Annotated in this window: 18 protein-coding genes; 6 read left to right on the top strand and 12 right to left on the bottom strand. The window is 57.2% G+C overall.

What is annotated here, in order from left to right; all coding sequences use genetic code 11:
- The first annotated feature begins 634 nt into the window (after positions 1 to 634).
- Both ABJZ52_RS05245 and ABJZ52_RS05250 read left to right on the top strand, forming a co-directional pair.
- Positions 635 to 2,206 (top strand): Re/Si-specific NAD(P)(+) transhydrogenase subunit alpha, encoded by a 1,572-nt coding sequence (locus tag ABJZ52_RS05245; RefSeq protein ID WP_348192806.1) that lies wholly within the window; start codon positions 635 to 637, stop codon positions 2,204 to 2,206.
- Between the two features lie 12 nt (positions 2,207 to 2,218).
- On the top strand, positions 2,219 to 3,652 hold the full coding sequence (locus ABJZ52_RS05250) for an NAD(P)(+) transhydrogenase (Re/Si-specific) subunit beta (RefSeq protein ID WP_348192809.1): 1,434 nt from the start codon (positions 2,219 to 2,221) through the stop codon (positions 3,650 to 3,652).
- Positions 3,653 to 3,817: 165 nt separating this feature from the next.
- Here ABJZ52_RS05250 and ABJZ52_RS05255 read toward each other — a convergent pair whose 3' ends face one another.
- Genes ABJZ52_RS05255 through ABJZ52_RS05265 form a run of 3 tightly spaced genes read right to left on the bottom strand, consistent with a single transcriptional unit; the run spans position 3,818 to position 7,541 of the window.
- Positions 3,818 to 5,521: an iron ABC transporter permease gene (locus ABJZ52_RS05255; protein ID WP_348192812.1), complete on the bottom strand. Its 1,704-nt coding sequence runs from the start codon at positions 5,519 to 5,521 to the stop codon at positions 3,818 to 3,820.
- Positions 5,521 to 6,456, bottom strand: coding sequence for an ABC transporter substrate-binding protein (locus tag ABJZ52_RS05260; protein ID WP_348192815.1), 936 nt, complete (start codon positions 6,454 to 6,456; stop codon positions 5,521 to 5,523). Before ABJZ52_RS05260 ends, ABJZ52_RS05255 begins: the two co-directional genes overlap by 1 nt.
- A gap of 11 nt (positions 6,457 to 6,467) precedes the next feature.
- Positions 6,468 to 7,541, bottom strand: a complete 1,074-nt coding sequence (locus ABJZ52_RS05265; RefSeq protein WP_348312368.1) for an ABC transporter ATP-binding protein — start codon at positions 7,539 to 7,541, stop codon at positions 6,468 to 6,470.
- 248 nt (positions 7,542 to 7,789) lie between these two features.
- Here ABJZ52_RS05265 and ABJZ52_RS05270 point away from each other — a divergent pair, with 248 nt between their 5' ends.
- Positions 7,790 to 8,575 (top strand): metallophosphoesterase, encoded by a 786-nt coding sequence (locus ABJZ52_RS05270; protein ID WP_348192821.1) that lies wholly within the window; start codon positions 7,790 to 7,792, stop codon positions 8,573 to 8,575.
- Positions 8,576 to 8,752: 177 nt separating this feature from the next.
- On the opposite strand, the gene ABJZ52_RS05275 is transcribed toward ABJZ52_RS05270, so the two are convergent.
- The 5 genes from ABJZ52_RS05275 to ABJZ52_RS05295 all read right to left on the bottom strand — a co-directional run bounded on the left by ABJZ52_RS05275 (position 8,753) and on the right by ABJZ52_RS05295 (position 12,372).
- Positions 8,753 to 9,430: a glutathione S-transferase N-terminal domain-containing protein gene (locus ABJZ52_RS05275; protein ID WP_348192824.1), complete on the bottom strand. Its 678-nt coding sequence runs from the start codon at positions 9,428 to 9,430 to the stop codon at positions 8,753 to 8,755.
- A gap of 25 nt (positions 9,431 to 9,455) precedes the next feature.
- A complete protein-coding gene (gene yghU / locus ABJZ52_RS05280; RefSeq protein ID WP_348192827.1) occupies positions 9,456 to 10,319 on the bottom strand; it encodes a glutathione-dependent disulfide-bond oxidoreductase in 864 nt (287 codons plus the stop codon).
- Between the two features lie 114 nt (positions 10,320 to 10,433).
- Positions 10,434 to 11,036, bottom strand: a complete 603-nt coding sequence (locus tag ABJZ52_RS05285) for a helix-turn-helix domain-containing protein (RefSeq protein WP_348192830.1) — start codon at positions 11,034 to 11,036, stop codon at positions 10,434 to 10,436.
- A 63-nt stretch (positions 11,037 to 11,099) separates the two neighbouring features.
- Positions 11,100 to 11,753, bottom strand: coding sequence for a DsbA family oxidoreductase (locus tag ABJZ52_RS05290; RefSeq protein WP_348192833.1), 654 nt, complete (start codon positions 11,751 to 11,753; stop codon positions 11,100 to 11,102).
- A 64-nt stretch (positions 11,754 to 11,817) separates the two neighbouring features.
- On the bottom strand, positions 11,818 to 12,372 hold the full coding sequence (locus ABJZ52_RS05295; RefSeq protein ID WP_348192836.1) for a carboxymuconolactone decarboxylase family protein: 555 nt from the start codon (positions 12,370 to 12,372) through the stop codon (positions 11,818 to 11,820).
- A gap of 442 nt (positions 12,373 to 12,814) precedes the next feature.
- Between ABJZ52_RS05295 and ABJZ52_RS05300 the strand changes: the two genes are divergently transcribed.
- Both ABJZ52_RS05300 and ABJZ52_RS05305 read left to right on the top strand, forming a co-directional pair.
- A complete protein-coding gene (locus ABJZ52_RS05300) occupies positions 12,815 to 13,810 on the top strand; it encodes an ABC transporter substrate-binding protein (protein WP_348192839.1) in 996 nt (331 codons plus the stop codon).
- Positions 13,811 to 13,984: 174 nt separating this feature from the next.
- A complete protein-coding gene (locus ABJZ52_RS05305; protein ID WP_348192842.1) occupies positions 13,985 to 16,240 on the top strand; it encodes a bifunctional diguanylate cyclase/phosphodiesterase in 2,256 nt (751 codons plus the stop codon).
- Positions 16,241 to 16,277: 37 nt separating this feature from the next.
- Here the strand turns inward: ABJZ52_RS05305 and ABJZ52_RS05310 are convergent, their stop codons facing one another.
- From ABJZ52_RS05310 to ABJZ52_RS05325, 4 genes are all read right to left on the bottom strand, one after another.
- A complete protein-coding gene (locus tag ABJZ52_RS05310) occupies positions 16,278 to 16,562 on the bottom strand; it encodes a hypothetical protein (RefSeq protein WP_348192845.1) in 285 nt (94 codons plus the stop codon).
- 119 nt (positions 16,563 to 16,681) lie between these two features.
- Positions 16,682 to 18,340 (bottom strand): CRTAC1 family protein, encoded by a 1,659-nt coding sequence (locus tag ABJZ52_RS05315; protein WP_348192847.1) that lies wholly within the window; start codon positions 18,338 to 18,340, stop codon positions 16,682 to 16,684.
- A complete protein-coding gene (locus ABJZ52_RS05320; RefSeq protein ID WP_348192849.1) occupies positions 18,337 to 19,788 on the bottom strand; it encodes a di-heme oxidoredictase family protein in 1,452 nt (483 codons plus the stop codon). Before ABJZ52_RS05320 ends, ABJZ52_RS05315 begins: the two co-directional genes overlap by 4 nt.
- Positions 19,785 to 20,996 (bottom strand): ROK family transcriptional regulator, encoded by a 1,212-nt coding sequence (locus ABJZ52_RS05325; protein WP_348192852.1) that lies wholly within the window; start codon positions 20,994 to 20,996, stop codon positions 19,785 to 19,787. Before ABJZ52_RS05325 ends, ABJZ52_RS05320 begins: the two co-directional genes overlap by 4 nt.
- Positions 20,997 to 21,307: 311 nt before the next feature.
- On the opposite strand from ABJZ52_RS05325, the gene xylF reads away from it, so the two are divergent.
- Complete coding sequence (gene xylF, locus ABJZ52_RS05330) at positions 21,308 to 22,339, top strand: D-xylose ABC transporter substrate-binding protein (RefSeq protein WP_348192854.1); 1,032 nt, start codon at positions 21,308 to 21,310, stop codon at positions 22,337 to 22,339.
- The last annotated feature ends 69 nt before the right edge of the window (positions 22,340 to 22,408 follow it).

Raw genomic sequence — 22,408 nt, forward strand, 5'->3', positions numbered from 1 at the left:
CGTCAAGATAGAACGGCGCAGAAGCGCAAAAAAACAAATCCTGCCCCCCAAAAACAACCGCAAAACAACTCAAGCAGAAAGCCGGGAGCTGCCTAAGCGTCGCGTTCGGAAGGCAGTGGGATATTAAAACCGAAACGAGAACAAAACAGGACCATCAAAACGAGGCACCCGGAGCCAAAGCAGACGGTGTCTCCATGACCAAAACTAAATCGACGAAAAAACAAAATAAGACACGCGGCAAAACCGAAAAAAAGAATACCATTCCCCGGCACCAACGCTTTGAACGATCGGTGACCTTGCAAACATGCCCTTTCTTGTGAATGCATAGGGATTGAGAAAAGGGGCGGGGGAGTGCGCGCCCCTCAAGGCGAGGTGGGAGGCGCTGCATGACAATCATTAAATTGGAAGTTTTGGCCAGTCTCATGTCCGTCAAGCCTGGCGCATGAGGCGTGTGGCTTTGAATGATCCTTCAGGGCCGCGCTGATGCTTGTCTGGCGGCTTGCGCAGGCAACTGTTCTCGTCGGACGAAAGTCCGGCCTTGCCGGATGGGGGTCGAAACGACTGGTTTTACGCCCTTAAGGGCGGGCCTTGAGACCGCAAGGCTGTAGATCTTTGAATGAACAAGGGATGCATGATGTACTTAGGGGTTCCTAAAGAGGTTTTCCCCGGGGAGGCCCGCGTGGCATTAACCCCGGAGTCCGCAAAGCAATTGCAGAAACTGGGCTATGACTGCCTCCTTCAAAGTGGCGCAGGCGCCGCCGCGGGTTTCTCGGACGCCGCCTATCGTGAAGCGGGCGTTGAGCTGCTCGACACGGCGGATGCCTTGTGGGCAAAAGCCGATATCATTGCCAAGGTTCGCCAGCCCGAGGACGCTGAAATCGGATATCTTGCCAAGGGCAAGACATTGATTTCCTTCTTCAACCCCGGTGGCAATCAGGACGGACTCGAAAAGGCAAAAGCGTCGGGCGCGAACGTCATCGCCATGGAAATGGTGCCCCGGATCTCGCGAGCCCAGAAAATGGACGCACTCTCGTCCATGGCAAATATCGCCGGTTATCGAGCGGTCATCGAGGCCGGCAACAACTTCGGCCGTTTCTTCACCGGTCAGATTACTGCAGCGGGCAAGGTTCCGCCTGCAAAGGTGCTGGTGGTTGGCGCGGGCGTTGCCGGTCTGGCGGCAATCGGCACATCGACCTCATTGGGCGCGGTGACTTATGCATTCGACGTGCGCCCGGAGGTGGCCGAACAGGTCGAATCCATGGGCGCGGAATTCGTCTATCTGGACTTCAAGGAAGAACAGCAGGATGGAGCGGCGACAGGTGGCTATGCCAGTGTGTCTTCACCAGAGTTCCGTGAAGCGCAGCTGGCAAAATTTCGCGAGCTTGCGCCAGACATCGACATTGTCATCACCACTGCGCTGATCCCCAACCGTCCAGCTCCCAAGCTGTGGCTTGAGGACATGGTCAAGGCCATGAAGCCTGGCTCGGTCATCGTCGATCTGGCGGCAGAGCGCGGCGGCAATGCGGAAGGCACGGTTGCCGACGAAAAGGTCGTGACCGAAAATGGCGTCACGATCATCGGCTATACGGATTTCCCATCGCGTATGGCTGCTCAGTCCTCGACGCTCTATTCGACCAATATTCGCCATATGATGAGCGACCTGACACCGGAGAAGAACGGGCAGATCGTGCATGACATGGAGGATGATGTCATCCGTGGTGCAACGGTGGCTTTTGGGGGAGAAATCACCTTCCCGCCGCCGCCGCCCAAGGTGCAGGCGATTGCAGCCAAGCCCAAGGAAAAGCCCAAGGAGTTGACGGCGGAGGAAAAGCGGGCGCAGGAGACGGCTGCATTCAAGGCGCAGACCAAGCAACAGGTCACCCTGATTGCAATCGGCGGCCTTCTGACGCTGCTGGTGGGCCTGGTTGCTCCAGCCAGCTTCATGCAGCATTTCATCGTCTTTGTGCTGTCGGTTTTCGTCGGTTTCCAGGTCATCTGGGGTGTCAGTCACTCGTTGCATACGCCACTCATGGCTGTAACGAACGCCATCTCGTCGATCATTATTCTGGGCGCCTTGATGCAGATCGGATCCGGATCATTCCTGATCATTCTGCTGGCAGGGCTTTCCGTATTCATGGCCGGGATCAATATCTTCGGCGGCTTCCTTGTCACCCGGCGCATGCTCGCCATGTTCCAGAAATCTTAAGGAGGCCAGGAGATGGAATTCGGTTTCACGACCGCCGCTTATGTTGTCGCGGCTGTTCTGTTCATTCTTTCCCTGGGCGGTCTCTCGGGCCAGGAAAGCGCGAAACGTGCCGTTTGGTACGGCATTGTCGGCATGGGCCTCGCCGTAGTCGCAACGCTTCTCGGACCTGGTGCAGGCCTCTGGCTTCTGTCGGTCATCCTGATCGCGGCAGGCGGGATCATTGGGTATTTCGTGGCGCAGCGCGTGCAGATGACCGAGATGCCGCAACTCGTTGCAGCGATGCACTCGTTGGTCGGCCTGGCAGCTGTTTTTGTGGGCTTCAACGCCTATCTCGAGCTTGGGCGTGTCCTTGCGATGGGCGCCGAAGAGCGCGAAGCGTTGGAAGGCTTTGCGGCACTTCTCGCGCACAAGACATCTGTCGAACAGGCCATTTTGAAGGTTGAGGTCTTCCTCGGCGTCTTTGTTGGCGCAGTGACCTTCACCGGTTCGGTCGTCGCGTTTGGCAAGCTTGCGGGCAAGCTGACCTCCAAGGCGACAAAGTTGCCAGGCGGTCATCTGCTGAACGCAGGTGCAGCCGCGCTCAGTGTCGTTCTTCTGCTGCTGTTCCTGAACGGTGCCGGCATCTGGACGCTGATCCTCATGACCCTGCTTGCGTTCTTCATCGGCTACCATCTGATCATGGGCATCGGCGGCGCCGACATGCCGGTGGTGGTGTCGATGTTGAACTCCTATTCGGGTTGGGCGGCAGCTGCCATCGGCTTCTCGCTCGGCAACGATCTGTTGATTGTCGTCGGTGCGCTGGTTGGGTCCTCCGGCGCGATCCTCTCTTACATAATGTGCAAGGCGATGAACCGTTCGTTCATTTCCGTCATTTTGGGAGGCTTCGGCAATACGACGGGTCCTGCCATGGAAGTGGAAGGCGAGCAGATCGCCATCGATTCAGATGGTGTTTTGGCAGCGCTTGAAGATGCAGACAGCATCATCATCGTTCCGGGCTATGGCATGGCGGTGGCTCAGGCGCAGCAAAACGTTGCCGAGCTCGCACGCCGTTTGAGGGCCAAGGGCAAGGAGGTTCGTTTCGCGATCCACCCTGTTGCTGGCCGCTTGCCGGGACACATGAATGTGCTGCTGGCGGAAGCAAAGGTCCCTTATGATATCGTTCTGGAAATGGACGAGATCAATGAGGATTTTGCTTCGACAGATGTTGTGATCGTCATCGGCTCCAATGACATCGTCAATCCGGCCGCTCAGGAAGATCCGAACTCGCCGATTGCGGGGATGCCGGTCCTGGAGGTCTGGAAGGCAAAGCAGGTCTTTGTGTCCAAGCGAGGCCAGGGCACTGGCTATTCGGGCATCGAAAATCCGCTGTTCTACAAGGAAAACACCCGCATGTACTACGGCGATGCAAAAGCCAGCCTAGACAAGCTGTTGGCCTCGTTTAGCTGACTGAGTCCCAATGCCCTGAATGAAAGTGTGTCGCCAAGGCCTTTGAGGCCTTGGCGATTTTCTTTTGGGCAGCGTCTACCCGTGACCAGTCAGGATTGGCGCCTTTGCCGCGAAACTCGGAGACGAAAGACTTATGTCTCTTGAATACTGCTAGCTGAGGATGCGCTACCTAAGCCCCGCAACGCTTCCCTTCGATGCCCATCGAAGGAGGGAGATCAGGGCCAGGGGGATAAGCGTCGTGATCAGAACCGCGCAGAACGCCATCGCCATGCCAAGCCCTGCAGATCCCTGGTCGAACTGCTGCCAGATAAAGACTGCTATGGTCTGGAAACCGACCGGCGCGACGAGAAGAGACGCCACCAGCTCTCGCGAGGCGACCGCAAAAACAAGGATCATTGCGGTGACCATGCTGGGCAGAATGAGCGGAAAGATGATCCTGACAAAGGCCTTCAAAGGCCCGGAACCGCAGACCCGTGCCGCGGCCTCCAGATTGTCTCCGAGCTGATGCAAAGACGCCGTGGCATAGCGAACCGGCTGAGGTAAGAGAATGCAGATATAGGCCAGCAGCAGGATAAATGGCGTGTTGTAGGGCGTTATCGGCAGCCAGGGCTGGTTCCAGGCCAGAATGATGCCGACGGCCACCACCACGCCGGGAAGTGAATTGGGAGTAATTGACAGGGCATCAAGGACGATCCGGAAGCGCCCACGTCCCTTAACGACCGAATAGGCCGTGATCGCACCAAGCAGTCCAGCAAGCAGAGCCGTGGTCGAACCCAGAACCAACGAGTTGCCGAGTGCCACCAGGCCGTCGCTACCTGCTCCCAGAAGCTCTTTGAAGTGGTCCAGCCCGAGATTGGACGGCGCCAGGCCGCCGGATATGGTGCGCGACAACGCCGTGGCGAGAATGGCGAGGATCGGCAGGCCTGTTGCGAGGAAGGCGATGAACGCAAACAGAAGGGAGACCGGCAAGGCCCACACGCCAAGCTCTTTCTTGTCGAATGCCTGCGGCTTGCCGCCGACGATACGGTAATCGCGCCGTGTAAGCAGCCATCTCTGCAGCATGAAGGCGACCAGCGCCATGCTGACAAGAACGAGAGACAGGGTGGCTGAGCCAGGCAGGTCAATCGGCCATTCTGAAATGCGGTTCTCGATGCCAGTCACCAGCACTTCAAAGCCAATACGCCGGCCAAGTGCAGCAGGCGTTCCGTATTCTTCGATGGACATCGCAAAGACGAGCAAGAGGCTTGCTGCAAGTCCTGGCATTGAAAGCGGAAGAGTGATGCGCCAGAACGAGCGCCATTGCCCGGCACCGAATACGCGTCCGACATCGGAATATCGCGCGCCAATGGTTTCGAATGTGCGTGAGAGGACGAAATAGATCACGGAGAAGGTGTTGAGGCCCATGATCAGCATGATCCCGGTCACTGAAAAAAGCAGCGGAGCCAGGTGAATGTCGGTCAACTGTTCCAGATAACCACGCGGCTGCAGCGTCATGATCCATCCAAGCGCTGCGATGTAGGGTGGTAGCATGAAAGGGATCAGCAACAATGCGTCCCAAATCAGGGCTCCCGGCACCCGGAACAGTGCTCTCAGAGCGGCAAGTGGTACCGCGAGGATGCCGGCGCAGACCACTGTTCCAACGCCGAGCAACAATGTGTTGCCGGCAAGGCTGAAAAGATCCAGATCTGCGAGGGTCTTGAAAAACATGGAAAAAGGAGCGGCAAACGAGCCGCTCCCGAATTCAGGAAAGATCGCCTGAACGACGATAAACAGACAGGGGATCGCGACGACAAGCAGCAAGCCGATGGTGGCAATCCACTTCAGAGTGGCACTGCCTTCAGCGCCTGTCGCCACGACTCCCCTGGCCATCAGTTGAAGATTGCCTTGAAGCTGGCCAGAACGTCTTCACGTGCAGGCGCGCCTTCGTTGGACAGAAGCTTCAGATCGCCAATCAGCGGACGGTCGACCTTGATGTCCGTGCGTGACGGCATCAGGTTGACCTTTGCGACGGCCTGCTGACCTTCTTCCGACAGAACGTAGTCGATGAACTTTTTCGCATCGTCCTGGTTCTGCGAAGACTTGAGGATCATGATCGGGCGTGGAGCCACGACTGTACCGCTCTCCGGGAAAATGGCTTCGATGGTCTCGCCCTTGGCGGCAGCGCTCATGGTAATGTAGTCAACACCCGCAAAGACGGCCGCCTTTGCGCCCTGCAGAACAGGGTTCAGAGCAGCCTTGTTGGCACCGGCGACGATTGCGCCATTGTCCTTGAGGCCTTGCAGAACGTCGGTCTTGTCACTGGCGATGAGGGCTTCAACGAGTGTGTATGTGCCGCCCGAAGCTGCCGGATCCGGAAGAGTGACGAGGTCCTTGTACTCGGGCTTTGCAAGGTCGGACCAGTCAGTCGGCTTCGGCGTGCCCGATTCAGTGTTCCATGCGATGATGAGACCGGCGACGCCCTGCGCAACAGCGCCGTCCATCTTCAGGAAGTCAGGTACTGTCTCTGCATTCGGGCTTTCGTAAGAAAGCAGCAGATCCTTGGCAGCAAAATCGGTTGCCGTGCCCCAGGAAGCGGACACGACTACGTCAGCAACAGGGTTGGATGCCTCGGCTTCCAGGCGAGCCATGACCTTGCCTGTGGTGGCCTGGAATACGTTGGCCTTGATACCGGTTTTCTCGGTGAAGCCGGCAGCAAGGTTCTTGATCAGGGCGCCGGGGCCGGCCGAATAGACGGTCACATCCGCATGAGCGGCTGTGGAGGCCAGAAGGCCGAGAGCAAGAGCGGCGAAAGATAGGCGTTTCATAACTGTCTCCATTAAGTCGGTTGGTCGGAAATTGGGAACCAACGCAAGTCTTCGGGTGAGAAGGAAAGGTCGAGCAGGTCGCCCACATTGACGGGGCTTGAGCTTGAGAGTCGGATCAGAAGGGGAGTGCCGGTGACGCGCAGGGTGAGAGCCTGGCCGGTGCTGCGTGTCTGCGCACGAACGACTGTTGTTTTCAGCGTCGAAGGACCTGTTGCACCGAACCGCAACGCCTTTTCAGGAAGCAGAACCTGCGCTTGCGAACCCTCGAAGGAGGCCGCGGGCAAACATAGATCGGTCCCGGTGATGGTCCAGCCGTCAGCACCGCGAACAACAGGCATCAGGCATCCAAGGCGTAGAAAATCCGCGACAGCCGAAGTTGCCGGATGATTGACCAAGTCATGAGGTGAAGCGATCTGCTCAATCCTGCCGCCGCGCATGACGGCCACATGATCGGATAGTGTCAGTGCTTCAGAATGATCATGAGTTACATAAACCGCGCTAAGTTTGAGTTCGGCAACAAGATCTGCAATCTCTTCAACCATGGTTTCGCGCAGTTCACGGTCGAGATTGGACAACGGCTCGTCAAACAGAACCAGCGGTGGCTCTGCCACAATCGCTCGCGCAATCGCCACACGCTGCTGCTGGCCACCGGACAGGTCTGACGGACGGCGATCCGCCATCGCACCCAAACCGACCCGGTCCAGAGCCTTTGCCACCCGTTGCTTGCACTCGGCCGCGCCGACACGTTTCATTTCAAGCGGGAAAGCGACGTTCCGGGCCACTGACATATGCGGCCATAAGGCATAATCCTGAAACACCATGCCAAGGCCGCGCTTTTCCGGAGGCAGCGCGATGCCGACTGCAGGTGCGGCCACCTTGCTGCCGGCGATCTCGATCTCTCCCGCATCGGGCAGAAGCAATCCGGAGATAAGGCGCAGCAACGTCGTCTTGCCACAGCCGGAGGGGCCGAGCAGCCCGAGCACTTGTCCGGCAGCCAAATCCACGCTGATGTCATTCAGCACGTTTTCAGCGCCGTAACTCATGGAAACAGAGCGGATTTTCAAAGCGTGCTTTGCGGCAGGCATTGAGGGGCTTGATGTCATAAAAGTCTATGCCTGACGGGGGCTTATGAATAATCAGGCGACTTCTAGGATATCAGTATAACAGTATTGTAACACTCGCATGTCTTTCGGAATCGGGCTGTCAGTGCGTCGACAGCGCGCTTGAGTGTGCTTTGACCAAGCGTTTGAGAAAAACCTTGCTGCGCGATGGCAAAGCACCCTTTAAAGAGGCGCCCGTAGCCGTTCTTCAAACCCATGTCGCCGGAGAGCTCATGACGACAGACGCCATACAGCATGCCGATGATCGCAATGTCAGGAGCGCAAGACGAAGACGTTTGCAGAGACAGCTTCCGAACACGGACATCTTTGCCATCGGCGACGTTCATGGCTGTCTTGAGCTTCAGAAGAAACTGGAGCAGCTGATCCTTGAAGAGAGCAACGATGTGTCCCGCAACAAACTGATCCTCTACCTTGGAGATCTTGTGGATCGAGGACCGGACAGCAAAGGCGTGATCGATCATTGCCTGTCCCCTCTACCTGAGGGCTGCGAGCGACTTAGCCTTTGCGGCAATCACGACCAGCTGTTTTTCGAGTTCCTCCTCGCGCCAAGTCTGAGCGCAGCTTGGCTCGACTTCGGCGGGCAGGAAACGCTGATGTCCTATGGCGTCGATATTAATCAGCTAATTGCAGGACGCGCGAACGACGAGGATCTCGCGCTGGCGTTGTCCGAGGCAATCCCGGGCGAGCACGTCCGTTTTCTTGAAGCGCTACCTGTCGCCCTGACCGTGCCAGAGGCTTATTTTGTCCACGCGGGAATGCGGATCGGCGTACCCATGGAAGACCAGGAGGACCATGACCTGATGTGGATCCGTGAGGACTTCCTGGTGGATGAGGCTGCGTCTGACCGTCTGGTCGTTCATGGTCATAGCCCGGCTCCGACACCTCGGATGGGGCCGGGGCGTATCGGGATCGACACCAAGGCGGTAGGCGGCGGCCCACTGACGGCGCTTCACCTGAATGGAGAGACGACCCGCTTCTTCTCAGTCGCTGCCGAGTAGTTGTTGCAGGCGGCTTGATCTTGAAGCAACGCATCTCGATCCATGCGCCAAGGTCGGCATATCAACCTTTCGAAATGAAAACCCGCCAGCTCAAAACTGGCGGGTTTCTGCATTGGCGTCGCGTATCTCACAGCTATCAATGATACGAGCCGAAACGACAAAAGTTCCGGCGCCGACTTAAGCTGCGGCGTAGTTGCTCGGGAAGAGTGCCCTCGCGGCTTCCTCGTCGCGTTCGGTCTTGAACGCGATGTCCTTGGCGACGGTCCGTGCCCGCGCTGCGGCCGGCAGCGCATCGATGGACTTGAACCAGCGCTCCACCTCCGGATAGGCGGCAAGTCGGCCTTCGCCCAAGGTGACCATGGCCTTGTCGACCCAGCCCCAGGCGGCCATGTCGACGATTGTCAGGCTGTCGCCAACGATGAAGTCGCGACCCTTGAGGCGCTCATCCAGGACCGCATAGTGACGCTCGGTCTCGCGCAGATAACGGTTCTGGGCGTAAGGAAGCTGTTCAGGTGCCGCGTGACTAAAGTGAACCGACTGACCGGAATAGGGACCGAGACCTGACGCAATGAACATAAGCCAGGACAGGAGGTCACCGCGATCGGAGCTATCACCAAGATACTTGCCGGTCTTTTCAGCCAGGTAGAGCAGGATGGCGTTGGAATCGAAAACGAGGGTGCCTTCGTCGTCGATTGCAGGAAGTTTGCCGTTCGGGTTCACTTTCCGAAAGTCAGGCGCGTGTTGTTCGCCCTTGAGGGTATCGACCGGGACAATTTCAAAGGGCAGGCCCGCCTCTTCAAGGAAGAGCGCGACCTTGGACGAGTTTGGGGTCGGGTGATAGTAGAATTTCAACATGTTTGGATCCGTATTTCGGTTTGGATTAGGCGCCCAGCTTGTCTTCGGTGCGAAGATCGAAGTCGGAGGCGTCGTGACGTTCGTGGAGTTGGTCTGAAAGCGGGCCCGAGGTCCGGTTTACCTTTCGGCCGCGCTGGACTGCAGGGCGTTCCAGGATCTCGTGTGTCCAGCGCTGCAGGTTCTTGTAGCTTTCGACTTGAAGGAACTCGCCGGCCTCATAGGCCTGACCGAGCGCAAGGTTGCCGTACCAGGGCCAGGTCGCAATGTCGGCGATGCTGTATTCGTCACCGCCAAGGAAGGTATTCTCGGCCAGATGCCGGTCCAGAACATCCATCTGGCGCTTGACCTCCATGGTGAAACGATCGATCGGATATTCGAATTTCGCCGGGGCGTAGAAATAGAAATGTCCAAAGCCGCCACCGAGGTAGGGTGCCGATCCCTGGAGCCAGAACAGCCAGTTCAGAGCTTCTGTCCGTGCAGCTTTGTCCTCGGGCAGAAAACGGCCGAATTTGTCGGCGAGGTAAAGCAGGATCGCGCCTGATTCAAACACGCGGCTGCCTGTCTCTGTATCAAAGAGTGCAGGGATTTTGGAGTTCGGGTTGACGTCGACAAAGCCGCTCGAGAACTGGTCGCCCTGGCCGATCTTGATCAGATGCGCGTCGTACTCGGCGCCTGCCTCGCCCAGGGCGAGCAGCTCTTCAAGCAGGATGGTTACCTTCTGGCCGTTTGGGGTTCCAAGAGAATAGAGCTGCAAGGGATGTTTGCCGCGGGGCAGTTCCTTCTCATGGGTCGCGCCCGCGATTGGCCGATTGATCTTGGACCACTCGCCGCCATTGCCGGCGTCCCAGGTCCATACCTTGGGTGGAACGTAAGTATTCGCTTCAGACATGTCGCTGATCTTTCTCGTTTCAGGGCGAACCGGGATGATCCGGCCAGCCGATAGGTTGGTGCTTTAAGGAGAGGGGCCGCGCCAGAAAAAGGTCGGTGCGGCGAGTGTGGTTGGTCAGGTTTGTCTCTTCCGCAGGGTTTCGAGTTCATGAGCGATGTCTTCGCTCAAGGCTGTGATCTGCGATTGGATAGCTCCCATATGGAGCTCAAAGCGAAGCGCGGTGATATTGGCTTGATATCGCTGGGCAAGGCGCGCCTCATCAAGGTCTGACGGAATTTCACCTGCCGCCTTGGCGTGAGCGAATACGATGGCAAATTCCTTCCGCATCTCTGCCATGTAAGTGCGCGAGGCGTCTGCAATGGCCGGCTCCGTCGAGCGGGTATCGACCATCGTTTTCATCAGCATACAGGCCTGCCGCGCCGCATGATCAGGCGAAAGTCCTGCATAGGAACGGATGTGCTCGATCAAGCCGGTCAGCGGGGTTTCTGCCTGGTCGACCTGCTCGCGGAACTTCCGGCTAGCCGTTTCGAAGTAACGTTCCAGAGTGAGAAGGTAGAGCGCCTCCTTGCTGGAAAACGCAGCATAGATGCTGCCGGGCTTCATGTTGAGCGTCGTTTCGAGGTCCTTGAGCGACGTCGCATGATAACCCTTGCCCCAAAACAGGGACATTGCCGCATCCAGTGCGGCATCGCGATTGTAGGGTGCTGCGCGTTTCATGTCTGTTGAGCCTCAATGGCGCCCGGGTGTCTTACTTGATCACATCAGAATTTGAGTGATTGCTCAAGCCGGTACCTGGTTCAGTTGTTCAAGAATCCGTGTGTAGTTGTCGACGCCTTGGGCGCCTGTGACGAGATGCTTGCGATCAAACACAACGGCAGGTACGCCGCGCACGCCCTGTTGAAGCCAGAAATGCTCAACGCTGCGGACTTCATCGGCAAATCGTTGATCTTCAAGAACCGCAAGAGCTTCGGATTTGTCGAGCCCAATTCCGGCAGCTTCCTCAGCAAGAACATTGTTGTCCGAGAGGTCGCGCCGATGAGTGAAATGAGCTTCGAAAAGCGCCAGCTTCAGGTCATGCATTCGGTCCTGTTGTTCAGCCCAATGGAGAAGCTGGTGGACATTGAAGGTGTTGTGCATGCGCATGTCGTCGGCAAAGCGGAACTCAAACCCTAGTCCCTGGCCGACCTCTGTCATCTGCTGGCGGCTCGCCTCTGATTGCTCGGGCGTCGAGCCATATTTTTCGATGATGTGTTCGCGCAGATTCTGACCCTCGGCGGGCATTTCCGGATTCAGTTCGAATGGGTGCCAGTGAATTTCATGGGCGGTACCGGTCGCTTCCAGCGCGTGCGCCAGTTGGAGATAACCGATAATGCACCAGGGGCACATCACATCGGAGGCGATGTCGATACGCAGGGGAGTGGTTGGTTTGTTCATGATGTCTCCAGAGGATTGAGCAAGAGGTGGAGGCCCGGCCTCAGGGCCGGGCCAGTCCAGCCCCTCAGGCTGCAGCATCCCATTCGAACTTCTGGAACGGCTTGTCGATCGGCGTTTGCGCCAGGTGGTTGGTATAGTTGGACATGATCTTCTGCGAGTAGCCCAGGACGACTTCAAGGATATTGCGCTTTGTGAAGCCGGCATCCAGGAAGGCCTGCACCGCAGCATCATCGACGTTGCCGCGATCGCGAACGAGCTTCAATGTGAAGTTGCGAAGAGCTTCCAATCGGGCGTTCGGGAGTGGCGTCTGGTCGCGCAGGGCGTTGGTGATGGCGTCGTCGACGCCCATGCTCTTGGCAATGCCGGTGTGGGCAGGGACGCAATAGTGACATTCGTTCTCAACATTTATCGTTTGCCAGACGACCGTCAGCTCATCGTTGTCGAAGCTCGAGTTGGCGAACAGCTCGTGGACCAGCTGATAGGCCTCCAGAAGGCCTGGTGCTTCGGCCATCACCGCATGAAGGCCTGGGATCATGCCATAGGCGGCTTGTGATTTCGCGAGCAGCGGCTTGCTGTCTTGGGGCGCAGTGTTTTCATCGTGCAGGGTAAAATCTGTCATCGGTTGTCCTCGATCGTTCGATGTAGTGCCCCTGTTGGACACCTGCCAGATATTGGTTCTTTGAGTGATTGCTCAAGTGAGAATTTGAGTGATCACTCAAATGTGAGGCGGAAATCAGGTTTCACGAGAGGGCGATGGGCCTTTGGTCGTATTCAACAGGGCTATGTTGCGCATCAAATTCGGAAAATAAGGATTTGGCTAAAAAATCACCTTGACCATTCCCGCGCCAGTTCCCTACGATTTCTTGACCAATTGGTCAGGTGAGCGATTTGCCGGGAAGAAGGCGTTAAACTGCCCGTTCCGGTTTCACCCGACCGGCCTGGATGCCGTATCCGACGAACCTTTTTGCGAGGCGTTGGACGAGGTGAAGACCGAAGGGTCAAGGCCATGGGTCCGAGATTATCAAGGCTGTCCAGAGGCAGCCGACCAAAGGAGTAGGGGAATGGCGTTTAAAGCATTGAAGGCACTGGCAGCATCGTCGGTATTTGCGGCATGTCTGGCAACCGGTGCCGCCGAGGCTGCCGATGAACTCACATTGCAGCTTAAATGGGTGACCCAGGGCCAGTTTGCTGGTTACTACGTTGCAAAGGACAAAGGTTTCTACGATGAAGAAGACCTCGATGTAACCATCAAGCCCGGCGGCCCGGACATTGCTCCGCCACAGGTCATTGCTGGTGGTGGCGCAGATGTGATCATCGACTGGATGCCCTCCGCGCTTGCATCTCGCGAAAAGGGTGTGCCTCTCGTCAACATTGCACAGCCTTTCAAGAAGTCGGGCATGATGCTGACGTGTCGCAAGGACACCGGCATCACCTCGTCTGATGACTTCAAGGGCAAGACCCTCGGCGTCTGGTTCTTCGGCAACGAATATCCGTTCCTGTCCTGGATGAGTCAGCTGGGCTTGCCGACTGAAGGTGGTGCGGACGGCGTAACGGTGCTCAAGCAGGGCTTCAACGTTGACCCGCTTCTGCAGAAGCAGGCCGACTGCGTTTCCACCATGACCTACAACGAATACTGGCAGGTCATCGACGCAGGTCTCCCCGCTGAAGAGCTGATCGTCTTCAAGTATGAAGATCAGGGCGTCGCAACGCTCGAAGATGGGCTCTATGTGCTTGAGTCCACGCTGGATGACGCTGCGATGGTCGACAAGTACACCCGCTTTGTTCGCGCTTCCATGAAGGGTTGGGCCTACGCTGCTGAGCACCCCGAGGAAGCTGCAGAAATCGTCCTGGAAAATGATGCAACCGGCGCACAGACGGAAAAGCATCAGGTCCGCATGGTCGGTGAAATCAACAAGCTGGTTGACGGTTCTGACGGCAAGCTGGACATGGCTGCCTACGAGCGGACGGTCAAGTCGCTCCTTTCTGGTGGCTCTGATCCCGTGATCACCAAAGAGCCGGAAGGCGCGACCACAACGGTCGTTACCGACGGCCTCTGATCAGCTCAGGACTGAGGATGTTTGAGGGCGCTCGCAAGGGCGCCCTTTTTCTTTGGTGCACTCCCTCTTGTCGCAGTCTTCCACAGTGTGCCGTACCGAAGAGTTCGTGGAGACGGAATATTAAAAGTTGCAGCTTAACCTGGATGATAGCGAAATGATGCGAGTCGGAAAGCAATGGCTTTTCAGTCAGATGAAGTCATCCAGTCGGGAAGTATGTTCAGGGCGGAGGGTGGCGACGGCGAGGACGGAAGAGTCTTTTCTGGCCGAAAGCACCTGACTTTTGCCTTGCTCATCTTGGGCATGTTTGCCGCAATTGTAACTGCATTCCTCTTTGTACTGTCAGCGATCGTCATTTTCGAAGAAGAGGCTGAAGAACGCGAAATCAGTTCTGTCAGCCGGGTCTTTGAAAATCACAAGAAAGACCTTCTCCAGGAGATCGAACGCTATGCGGTTTCCAATGCGGCTTACGTCAATATCGACACGAATTATTCAACGGCCTGGGTCGAAAGTCGCTTTGGCGGCGACATGGCAGCCGATTTCAGTCATGACCTGATCGTATTGCTTGACCGTCACAAGAGGCCGGTTTTTAGCAACAGCAACAGCTCCATTCTTGCCGCAGAAGACAAGATTGTCACGGGAGAAGTCAGAACGCTGGTTGAACAAATCGCCCAGTCTTACCTCATGGGTCTTGAAACAGACCAATCGGGAGAGATTGTCTTTTCCGGTTCGCTCGCGGATATCTCCGGGGTCGTACATGTCGATCTCGACGGGCAGATTGCCTTGGTGGCAGCCTATGCAATTGCCCCGGACCCAGGCGGCATCACCATGGTTCGGGATAGACCGTTCGTACTCTTGTCTGTTTATCCCCTGCATGAGGATCATCTGCAGGAGATACTTGCCGCGCTTTCTTTGGGAAACCTTGAGGTCGAAGAGACGATCCCCGCAGACATGATCGGCATTCCGATCAAGAATGCTGAGAAGCAAACCCTTGCCTACCTCGCCTGGCGCCCGATGGCGCAGGCTTCGAGGATCATTTTGGCGTCTGCGCCGATCCTGAGCGCTGCCTTGATCGCAATCCTGGCGATCACCCTTTGGATCCTTTGGCAGAACTTTCAAGCGGCGCGTCTACTGGCCAGGCGAGAGCAGGAAGCGCTTTATGCCGCAAAGCATGACGCTCTTACCGGCCTGGCGAGACGCGACCTGTTTTACAGGGATGCCGGAGCGGTTTTGTCCTCTCAGGCAGAAACCGGTGGCTATGCGGCGGTTGTCTACATGGACGTCGATTATCTCAAGCAGACCAATGATGCCCATGGCCACGTCGTGGGCGATCGGCTGCTGACCATGATCGTCGAGTCCTTGCAAAAGCGAACGCGCTCGTCAGACGTTGTCGGACGGATCGGCGGCGATGAATTCTTGCTGCTTTTGACCGATCGGGCTTCGCCAGAAGATTTGGTTTCGGAAGTAGGTGAGCTGAGCCGAGCAATAAACCGGCAAGTCGATGTGGATGGCCATCACCTTCAGGCTTCCTGTAGCCTCGGTGTTGCGCTTTATCCCAACCACGGCGACGATCTGTCGACGCTCGTTAGAGCGGCGGATGTGGCATTGCAAAGGTGCAAGTCCGAGGTGCGTGGCCGGTACAAGGTATTCGACCGCGTCATGGATGATGCATTGCGTGAACATCAGAGGATGCGCGATGACCTCAAGACGGCGTTGGAGGAGGATGAGTTTGTTCTTTTTTATCAGCCGCTCGTTGATGCAAAAACGGAAGAGGTGACCTCCTTCGAGGCACTAATCCGGTGGCAGCATCCCGAAAGAGGGTTGCTCGGGCCAGATGTATTTCTGCCCCTGGCCCAGGAAGGCGGAACCATCAACCGCATTGGTGACTGGGTCATGGGGCGGGCGATCACGGATGCTTCCCTGTGGCAAACGGCGGGAGTTGCCGTGAACGTCTGTGCCACGCAGCTGGTCGAAGAGAATTTCGTCGGCAAGGTCTCGAACCTGTTGGTGGAATATGGCCTGCCGCCGGAGCGGCTGGTTCTCGAGATTACGGAAGCGGTCATGATGGAGCACCCTGAAACAATTCGGGGCGTCTTTGCCGAGCTCAATAAACTCGGAATTAGTGTGGCGATTGATGATTTCGGCACTGGCTTCTCGAGCCTCAGCTACCTCCACGAGTATCGGTTTCAAAAAATGAAGATCGATCGCAGCTTCGTGTCGAGGATAGAGGCGGACGTGGACGCCGGACAGATCATGCACACCATGATCGGCTTGGCGAATGTGCTTGGCATGCAGGTAGTGGCGGAAGGCGTTGAAACAGAAGAGCAGCGCGACTTCCTCAGGAAGGCAAACTGCGACTATTTGCAGGGTTATCTGTTTGGCCGTCCCGCACCGCTTGACGATATCGCCAGACGATCGCGGCTTATCGCGTAAATTCAGAAAATTGAGAGTTTTCGCTTGTGCCGATCAATTAGTCGGCGCGGCGCATGGCAATCACGTTTGGAGTCCGTGCCGGAACGTGATGCAGCTCATTGGACTTTGTGGAAAAACGAAGCCTGGCAGCGCACTGAGCGCCAAAAACGAACGCCGTCATGACGATCAGCGTCGCGGGCCAAACCACCGAAGTGGCAAGGGCAGCCAGCAAACGAAGATTGCTGCTGTTTCCGCTATCGATCAGTTCAGCTGCGGAAAAGATCAGGAAAAACAATGCAATGACGCAGTAAAGCACTGCAGCTAAAATAAAAAGAAAAAGCATGATGACCCGATCTCCGAACCACATCCAGATAGCGTGGACGTGGTTAACAAACAGTAACATGCCCAGATCGGGTCAGCAATGAAAGGGTTGTTTTTGCCGGAGCCTGCACGCCTCAAGGGTTATTCGGGAAACCAGAGCCCGGCGCTCTCTGCGCCTCGATCAATCAACACGTGGGTATTGGCAAAGACGCGATAGCCATGGCTCCAGTCCCCGTCGGGCCAGCGGACACGAACCTGCGCCCGTTCAGATACGCCGAGGCCGAAATGCAGGAAGCCAGCCTGTCCGGATGCATGTCCTGCTCCAACCTGCACATCGCGGACAATTGTCTTGTTGCCGATCTTGACGCTGACCTTTGCGCCGACAGCCATTCGATTGGTTTTCCCCGGTTGCCTAACCTCGACACTCAGCCAGTTTCCAAGTGGGCGCGGGGTTTCCGATGTGCCAGCTCCGACATTGCGAAACAGGCTGACAGGCGCTGAGCGGTTGACGACCACGAGATCCAGCAGACCGTCCATGTTGAAATCGGCCAGCCCTGCGCCACGTCCGCGTCGGTCCAAAGCGATGCCCGCGTGATCTCCGACTTCGGTGAATTTGCCGTCCCATTGCCCCAAAAGCAGATTGTCTGGGTCGTAGGCTGCGAAGTCGGGCATGGCTTCGACATTTCCCTTCGCGATGAACAGATCCCAGAGTGTATCGTTGTTGACGTCCTGAAATTCCGAGTGCCAGCCTGTCGAAGGGCGCAGGTCGGTGCCGGTGTAAGGTCTGTGGGCCGTGAGGCCCTTGTCAAAGGCAATGTCGCGATAGACCGGAACTGTTTCATCAGCCTCGTCATCGAGCATTTGTAACTTCGTGTCGCCCATGCTGGTGAGAGCGAACTCGGGATAGCCATCCACGTTGAGATCGATGGAGGCAATGCCCATGCCCCATATCTTCAGGTGACGCCAGCCGTCGGACCTTCGGTAAAGGCGTGCGGGTCGCCCCGGTGGTACAGCCCAAAGCTGCTCTTCACCGCCGCGGTAGTAATGCCGGTCATTCGAGACGCGTAAAGCATGTTCTCCCGATCGGTTCCAGTCGGTAAAGAGGATCGACAAACTGCAATAGCCGGGGCTAAGGCGCTCGGCGCTAGAATAGTCGAGGCCCTCGTCGCCTTGCGGGCGGAAAAGATAGTTGTCGTGGCAAGCTCCCCAGGGTGCGCCGGGCGCAGACCGGTCAACGTAGTTGCCAAAAGCGAGGCTTGGGAATTCCGCACCCTGCTCCCAGGTGGCAGAGAAAGCCGTGGTCCACTCGCGCCCGCCGTCGAAGCCGAGTGCGCGATTGGCGCTTTCAAACCGGCATTCTCCAAGCCCCCGGAGCAGCAGGTTCTCGCCAAGACGGAGAACCGCAAGGTCCATGATGCCATCATTGTCAAAATCGAGAGGGTAGGCCCCGAGGGCCTTGCTTTCCTGCCGTTCGCTGAGGCCGGTCTCCACCTTTTCGAAGGACAATGCGCCACCGGTCAAGCTGTTGTTTTGAAACAGGCTCGCGCGGCCCTTGCCGCCAGCGACAAACAGATCCGGCCGCCGGTCTCCGTTGCAGTCAAAAATCGCAACACCGCCGCCGACGAAATATTCCCAGGGACCATCATAGGTGTGGTCGAGGCCGGCAGCCGATGCTTCTTCCACAAAGTTGGGCACCGGAGCTACTGACGGCTTTCTCTCAGCATCCTGGGCAAGCGCAGAAAATGCGCTCGTTACAATCGCGGCTATGACGCATTGCACCTGCTTGAGTATGGCGGTCATTGCGCGATCTCCAGGCTGCGCAAAAATGCAATGATCTTCTGCCGTTCAGATTCATCGAGCGCTGAATAGGCTTTCCGGGCATCGGTTGCTTCGCCGCCGTGTGCTTCGATGATTTCATGCAGGCTCGTCAGGTCACCTCTGTGTCCATACGGCGCGGTGCTTCCGACGCCCCAAAGCTCGGCGGTCAGGAAGACGTCTCTTGCCACAAAGCGCTGGCTGAGCAGTTCGTTGCCCAAGGTATCGCGTGCCGCATCTGCAATCCGGTGGCGTTTAAGGTCTCCAAAAAGCGGCACAAGTGTACGCCCTTCGGCATCCTTGGGCAGCGCCTGAACCCAGGCGAACTGCGAGAAGTCCAATTCGATCGGAAGGTCCACGTCAGTCGGCCGCAAGGTCCCTGCGTTGTCATAGGGTCCGGGATCCTGAAAGATCAGGCTTTCGAGCGGCAGCGCCGGGATATGGCAGGCGGTGCAGCCAAGATCCGCGAAGAGGGTCTCGCCGGCGTCGGCAGCAGATTTCCAGATGTCCGGAAGGTCGCTCTTGTGCGTTGGGGCAGGCAAGCTCGCCTGCCATGCGACAAGGGCGGAGACCTCCCCCGAACCCACCTCATCGGGAATGTCATCGCCGTCAAAGTCATGCGTTCCCGTCCATTGGGCGCCAAAGCGCTCGCTGGCCTGAATGCCATGGTGATGGTTGAGGGCATTCACGGTGAACTGGCGCAGGGACGCGAAAACACCTTTTTGCCCGAAAGGACGAAGTGTGAGATCGGCGTCGATCCCATCGAGGCCGGACACATCAAGCGTTCCATCGGCCTTGGCGCTCAGCTTTCCGAAGGAAACCCCCTTGGTCGAAAGGGCAACGGTGACGGTTTCTCCTGAGTGGCGCGCCTTGGCCAGGGTCTCACGGCGCTGGGCGCGGAGATCACGCGTCATTTCCCGGGCGAGCATCTCGATGAGCCCGGAGCCTTGAAGCGCGTTGGTGCCGCGTTCATTGGAAAACTGGGGGTCTATCGTGTCGAAGTCGGCGCTTTCGAAGCCTTCCGATACAAAGACATTGGCCGTAAAATCCCCAGCTCCACCTGAAACGGGGACGTTGTGACAAGAGGCGCAGGAATTGGCATCTAGACCCGCCATTCGTTGGAAAACATAGGCCGAGGGCCTGCGGCGTTTGGTTGGAACGATTGCTTGTGTGGCCTCAGGGCGTCCGGCACCATCGGTCGCTGTGAATTTGCCCTCGAACAGCCTTTCACCGTGCTCGATCAGAAGGTCCAGAGAACTCTCTGGGTCGCCTGCAAACATGTCATAGTCGATTGGCTCACCGAGGACCTGTTCGTTCCAGGGCGGTGTGGAACCTGCCTCATCGGCGTGGACTGACATGGCGAAGAGCTGCGCGATCAGCAACGATCCCGCCAACGCGGGGATCATCACCGAAAACCGGCTGGAATTGGTCATGCCAGCGCCTCAGTCTCACCGTCTTGGCGCTGAACTGACGCTTGAGGAATGCCGGGCCCGGTATAATCCTGGTCCAGTCTTTCCATCGCCTGGGCGATCAGTCCCCTGCGGATGAAATCCTCGTTCCATGGCATCACGTCGATGGAAAAGTTCTGCCTCAGGTCTGTGACGAGTGCTTCTTCCAATCCGGCATGCATTCCTGCCTCCATATAGTCGAAAGCACGCATACCGGCTCCCGTCAGAACGATCCGTTTAGGGTCTATCATGGCGAGTAGCCTGGCGAGTCCATAACCGAGAACCTTGCCGGCATCTGCAAAAGCTTTTAGTGCATTCGCGTCACCGATTTTCGCTTTTTCGATCAATGCTTCGAGTGCCCCGGCCCCGGCGGATATGTCCTTTGGGTCGGTATCCTCGGGAAGATCCGATGCAGAGCGAACGAGGGCATAGTCGGAAAGATAGGCCTCCATACAGCCGCGCTTGCCACACCGGCACAATGCCCCGCCAGGGATGTGGTTGGCGTGCCCGAATTCTGCGGCTTTGCCGCTTGCTCCCGCAAACAGTTGATTGTCGAGGTAAAGGCCCATCCCTACGCCGTAATCCACCATCACGACCGCGAAGGTGCCGCTGTATTTGGTCGGGTCGGACCAGTGCAGCGCCTCTGTGATCATGTTGGTGTCGTTGGAAAGGATGCAATGGGCGTCAAAGGCACACTGGAGAGGTTCCACGATCGGGATTTCCCTGCCGTTGAAGGCGGGACTCCAGACGACCATTCCCGCGTTCAATTCAACCACGCCTTGGGCTGCGACCCCAATCTCCTTGATCTGATTTTGGTCGAGACCCGCTTGCTTGGTGAAGGACTTGATTGCTTCGACCAAAAGATCTGGGAAATTGTGACGGTCGGCGGCTGCGCTGTCGAACGAAATGCGTTGGGTCAGAAAGGTTTCGCCGGCGAAATTGGCCAGCGACATGTCGATGGTGTTGACCGAGATTCGCAAACCGATAACGCATGCGGCGTCCGGATTGAGGCGCAACAACGATCTGGGTCGCCCTCGGGACAAGGGGGCCTTGGGTTCGTCACTTTCGATCCCTTCAATAAGACCTTGTGCGAGCAAATCCGAAGTAATCGCCGTAACGGTTGCCGGACTGAGCTTTGTGAATTTGCCAAGATCTATTCGGGCGAGGGGACCGTTCCGGCGCAGGGTCTGCAAAATTATGCTTCTGTTTTGCCGCCGTATTTGATCCCTGTCGGCTTTCCTCGTCATCCTCTCCGCAGCTTCCTCAAAGGTGTTTCCCCGTCCTCCGGTTTTCCGGAGCGTTTTGTTTGGTCCCTGCCGATTTATGGACGCAGGTGACAGTTTTGTAAAACCATGTTGACAGGAGCCGCGCTTTGGAGCAACTTTTTTTCGGACATCGAAAAAAATAATGCTAAGGATGTCGACGTGGGGGCGAGCAGCCCCTTGGGATGAAAATACGAGACGTGACCCCGGAGGTGGGTAAGCGTCTGCAGGAGGAAACACATATGCGTAAAATCGCTTCCGTACTGGCTGGCGCCCTTATGTCCGCCACAGCCGTAAACATTGCCCATGCAGATGATGTTGTCGTTGGTGTGAGCTGGTCCAACTTCCAGGAAGAACGCTGGAAGACGGATGAAGCAGCCATCAAGGGCGCTCTCGAAGCTGCTGGTGCAACCTACATTTCCGCTGATGCGCAGAGCTCTTCCGCCAAGCAGCTTTCCGACGTTGAAGCGCTGATCGCCCAGGGCGCAACTGCATTGATCATCCTTGCTCAGGATGCGCAGGCAATTGGCCCGGCTGTTCAGGCTGCTGCTGATGAAGGCATCCCGGTTGTTGCTTACGACCGTCTGATCGAAGACCCGCGCGCCTTCTACCTGACCTTCGACAACGTCGAAGTTGGCCGCATGCAGGCTCGCGCTGTTCTCGCAGCTGCGCCTGAAGGCAACTACGTCATGATCAAGGGCTCCCCGACCGACCCGAATGCGGACTTCCTCCGCGGTGGTCAGCAGGAAGTTCTCCAGGCCGCTATCGATGGCGGCAAGGTCAAGATCGTCGCTGAAGCCTACACAGATGGCTGGCTGCCGGCGAACGCTCAGCGCAACATGGAACAGATCCTGACAGCCCAGGACAACAAGGTTGATGCTGTTGTTGCATCCAACGACGGTACAGCCGGCGGTGTTGTTGCAGCTCTGACGGCTCAGGGCATGGAAGGTATTCCGGTTTCCGGTCAGGATGGCGACCACGCTGCTCTGAACCGTGTTGCCAAGGGCACTCAGACGGTTTCCGTCTGGAAAGACGCTCGTGAGCTCGGCAAGGCTGCCGGTGCAATCGCTGCTGCGCTTTCCGGCGGAACCGAAATGTCTGCTGTCGATGGTGCAGGTACCTGGACGTCTCCGTCCGGCACCGAGATGACGGCTCGTTTCCTCGCGCCGATGCCGATCACCAAGGACAACCTGACAGCTGTTGTCGATGCTGGCTGGATCACCAAGGACGCGCTCTGCCAGGGCGTATCCAACGGTCCGGCTCCTTGTAACTGATAGTCAGCACACTAAAACTGCTCCGGCCATTTGGCCGGGGCAGTCACATGCGCGGGTCCTGATAGCTGA

It is taken from the genome of Roseibium sp. (assembly GCF_039982295.1).
Taxonomy (GTDB): Bacteria; Pseudomonadota; Alphaproteobacteria; order Rhizobiales; family Stappiaceae; genus Roseibium.

Bases quoted from the DNA above. Each gene is read 5' to 3' on its own strand.
- ABJZ52_RS05285 (WP_348192830.1), bottom strand. From the start codon at position 11,036: ATGAAACGCGCAGCACCCTACAATCGCGATGCCGCACTGGATGCGGCA.
- ABJZ52_RS05265 (WP_348312368.1), bottom strand. From the start codon at position 7,541: ATGCCTGCCGCAAAGCACGCTTTGAAAATCCGCTCTGTTTCCATGAGT.
- ABJZ52_RS05255 (WP_348192812.1), bottom strand. From the start codon at position 5,521: ATGGCCAGGGGAGTCGTGGCGACAGGCGCTGAAGGCAGTGCCACTCTG.
- ABJZ52_RS05275 (WP_348192824.1), bottom strand. From the start codon at position 9,430: ATGTTGAAATTCTACTATCACCCGACCCCAAACTCGTCCAAGGTCGCG.
- ABJZ52_RS05290 (WP_348192833.1), bottom strand. From the start codon at position 11,753: ATGAACAAACCAACCACTCCCCTGCGTATCGACATCGCCTCCGATGTG.
- ABJZ52_RS05245 (WP_348192806.1), top strand. From the start codon at position 635: ATGTACTTAGGGGTTCCTAAAGAGGTTTTCCCCGGGGAGGCCCGCGTG.
- ABJZ52_RS05315 (WP_348192847.1), bottom strand. From the start codon at position 18,340: ATGACCGCCATACTCAAGCAGGTGCAATGCGTCATAGCCGCGATTGTA.
- ABJZ52_RS05305 (WP_348192842.1), top strand. From the start codon at position 13,985: ATGGCTTTTCAGTCAGATGAAGTCATCCAGTCGGGAAGTATGTTCAGG.
- ABJZ52_RS05260 (WP_348192815.1), bottom strand. From the start codon at position 6,456: ATGAAACGCCTATCTTTCGCCGCTCTTGCTCTCGGCCTTCTGGCCTCC.
- ABJZ52_RS05295 (WP_348192836.1), bottom strand. From the start codon at position 12,372: ATGACAGATTTTACCCTGCACGATGAAAACACTGCGCCCCAAGACAGC.
- ABJZ52_RS05300 (WP_348192839.1), top strand. From the start codon at position 12,815: ATGGCGTTTAAAGCATTGAAGGCACTGGCAGCATCGTCGGTATTTGCG.
- ABJZ52_RS05270 (WP_348192821.1), top strand. From the start codon at position 7,790: ATGACGACAGACGCCATACAGCATGCCGATGATCGCAATGTCAGGAGC.
- ABJZ52_RS05320 (WP_348192849.1), bottom strand. From the start codon at position 19,788: ATGACCAATTCCAGCCGGTTTTCGGTGATGATCCCCGCGTTGGCGGGA.
- xylF (WP_348192854.1), top strand. From the start codon at position 21,308: ATGCGTAAAATCGCTTCCGTACTGGCTGGCGCCCTTATGTCCGCCACA.
- yghU (WP_348192827.1), bottom strand. From the start codon at position 10,319: ATGTCTGAAGCGAATACTTACGTTCCACCCAAGGTATGGACCTGGGAC.
- ABJZ52_RS05250 (WP_348192809.1), top strand. From the start codon at position 2,219: ATGGAATTCGGTTTCACGACCGCCGCTTATGTTGTCGCGGCTGTTCTG.
- ABJZ52_RS05310 (WP_348192845.1), bottom strand. From the start codon at position 16,562: ATGCTTTTTCTTTTTATTTTAGCTGCAGTGCTTTACTGCGTCATTGCA.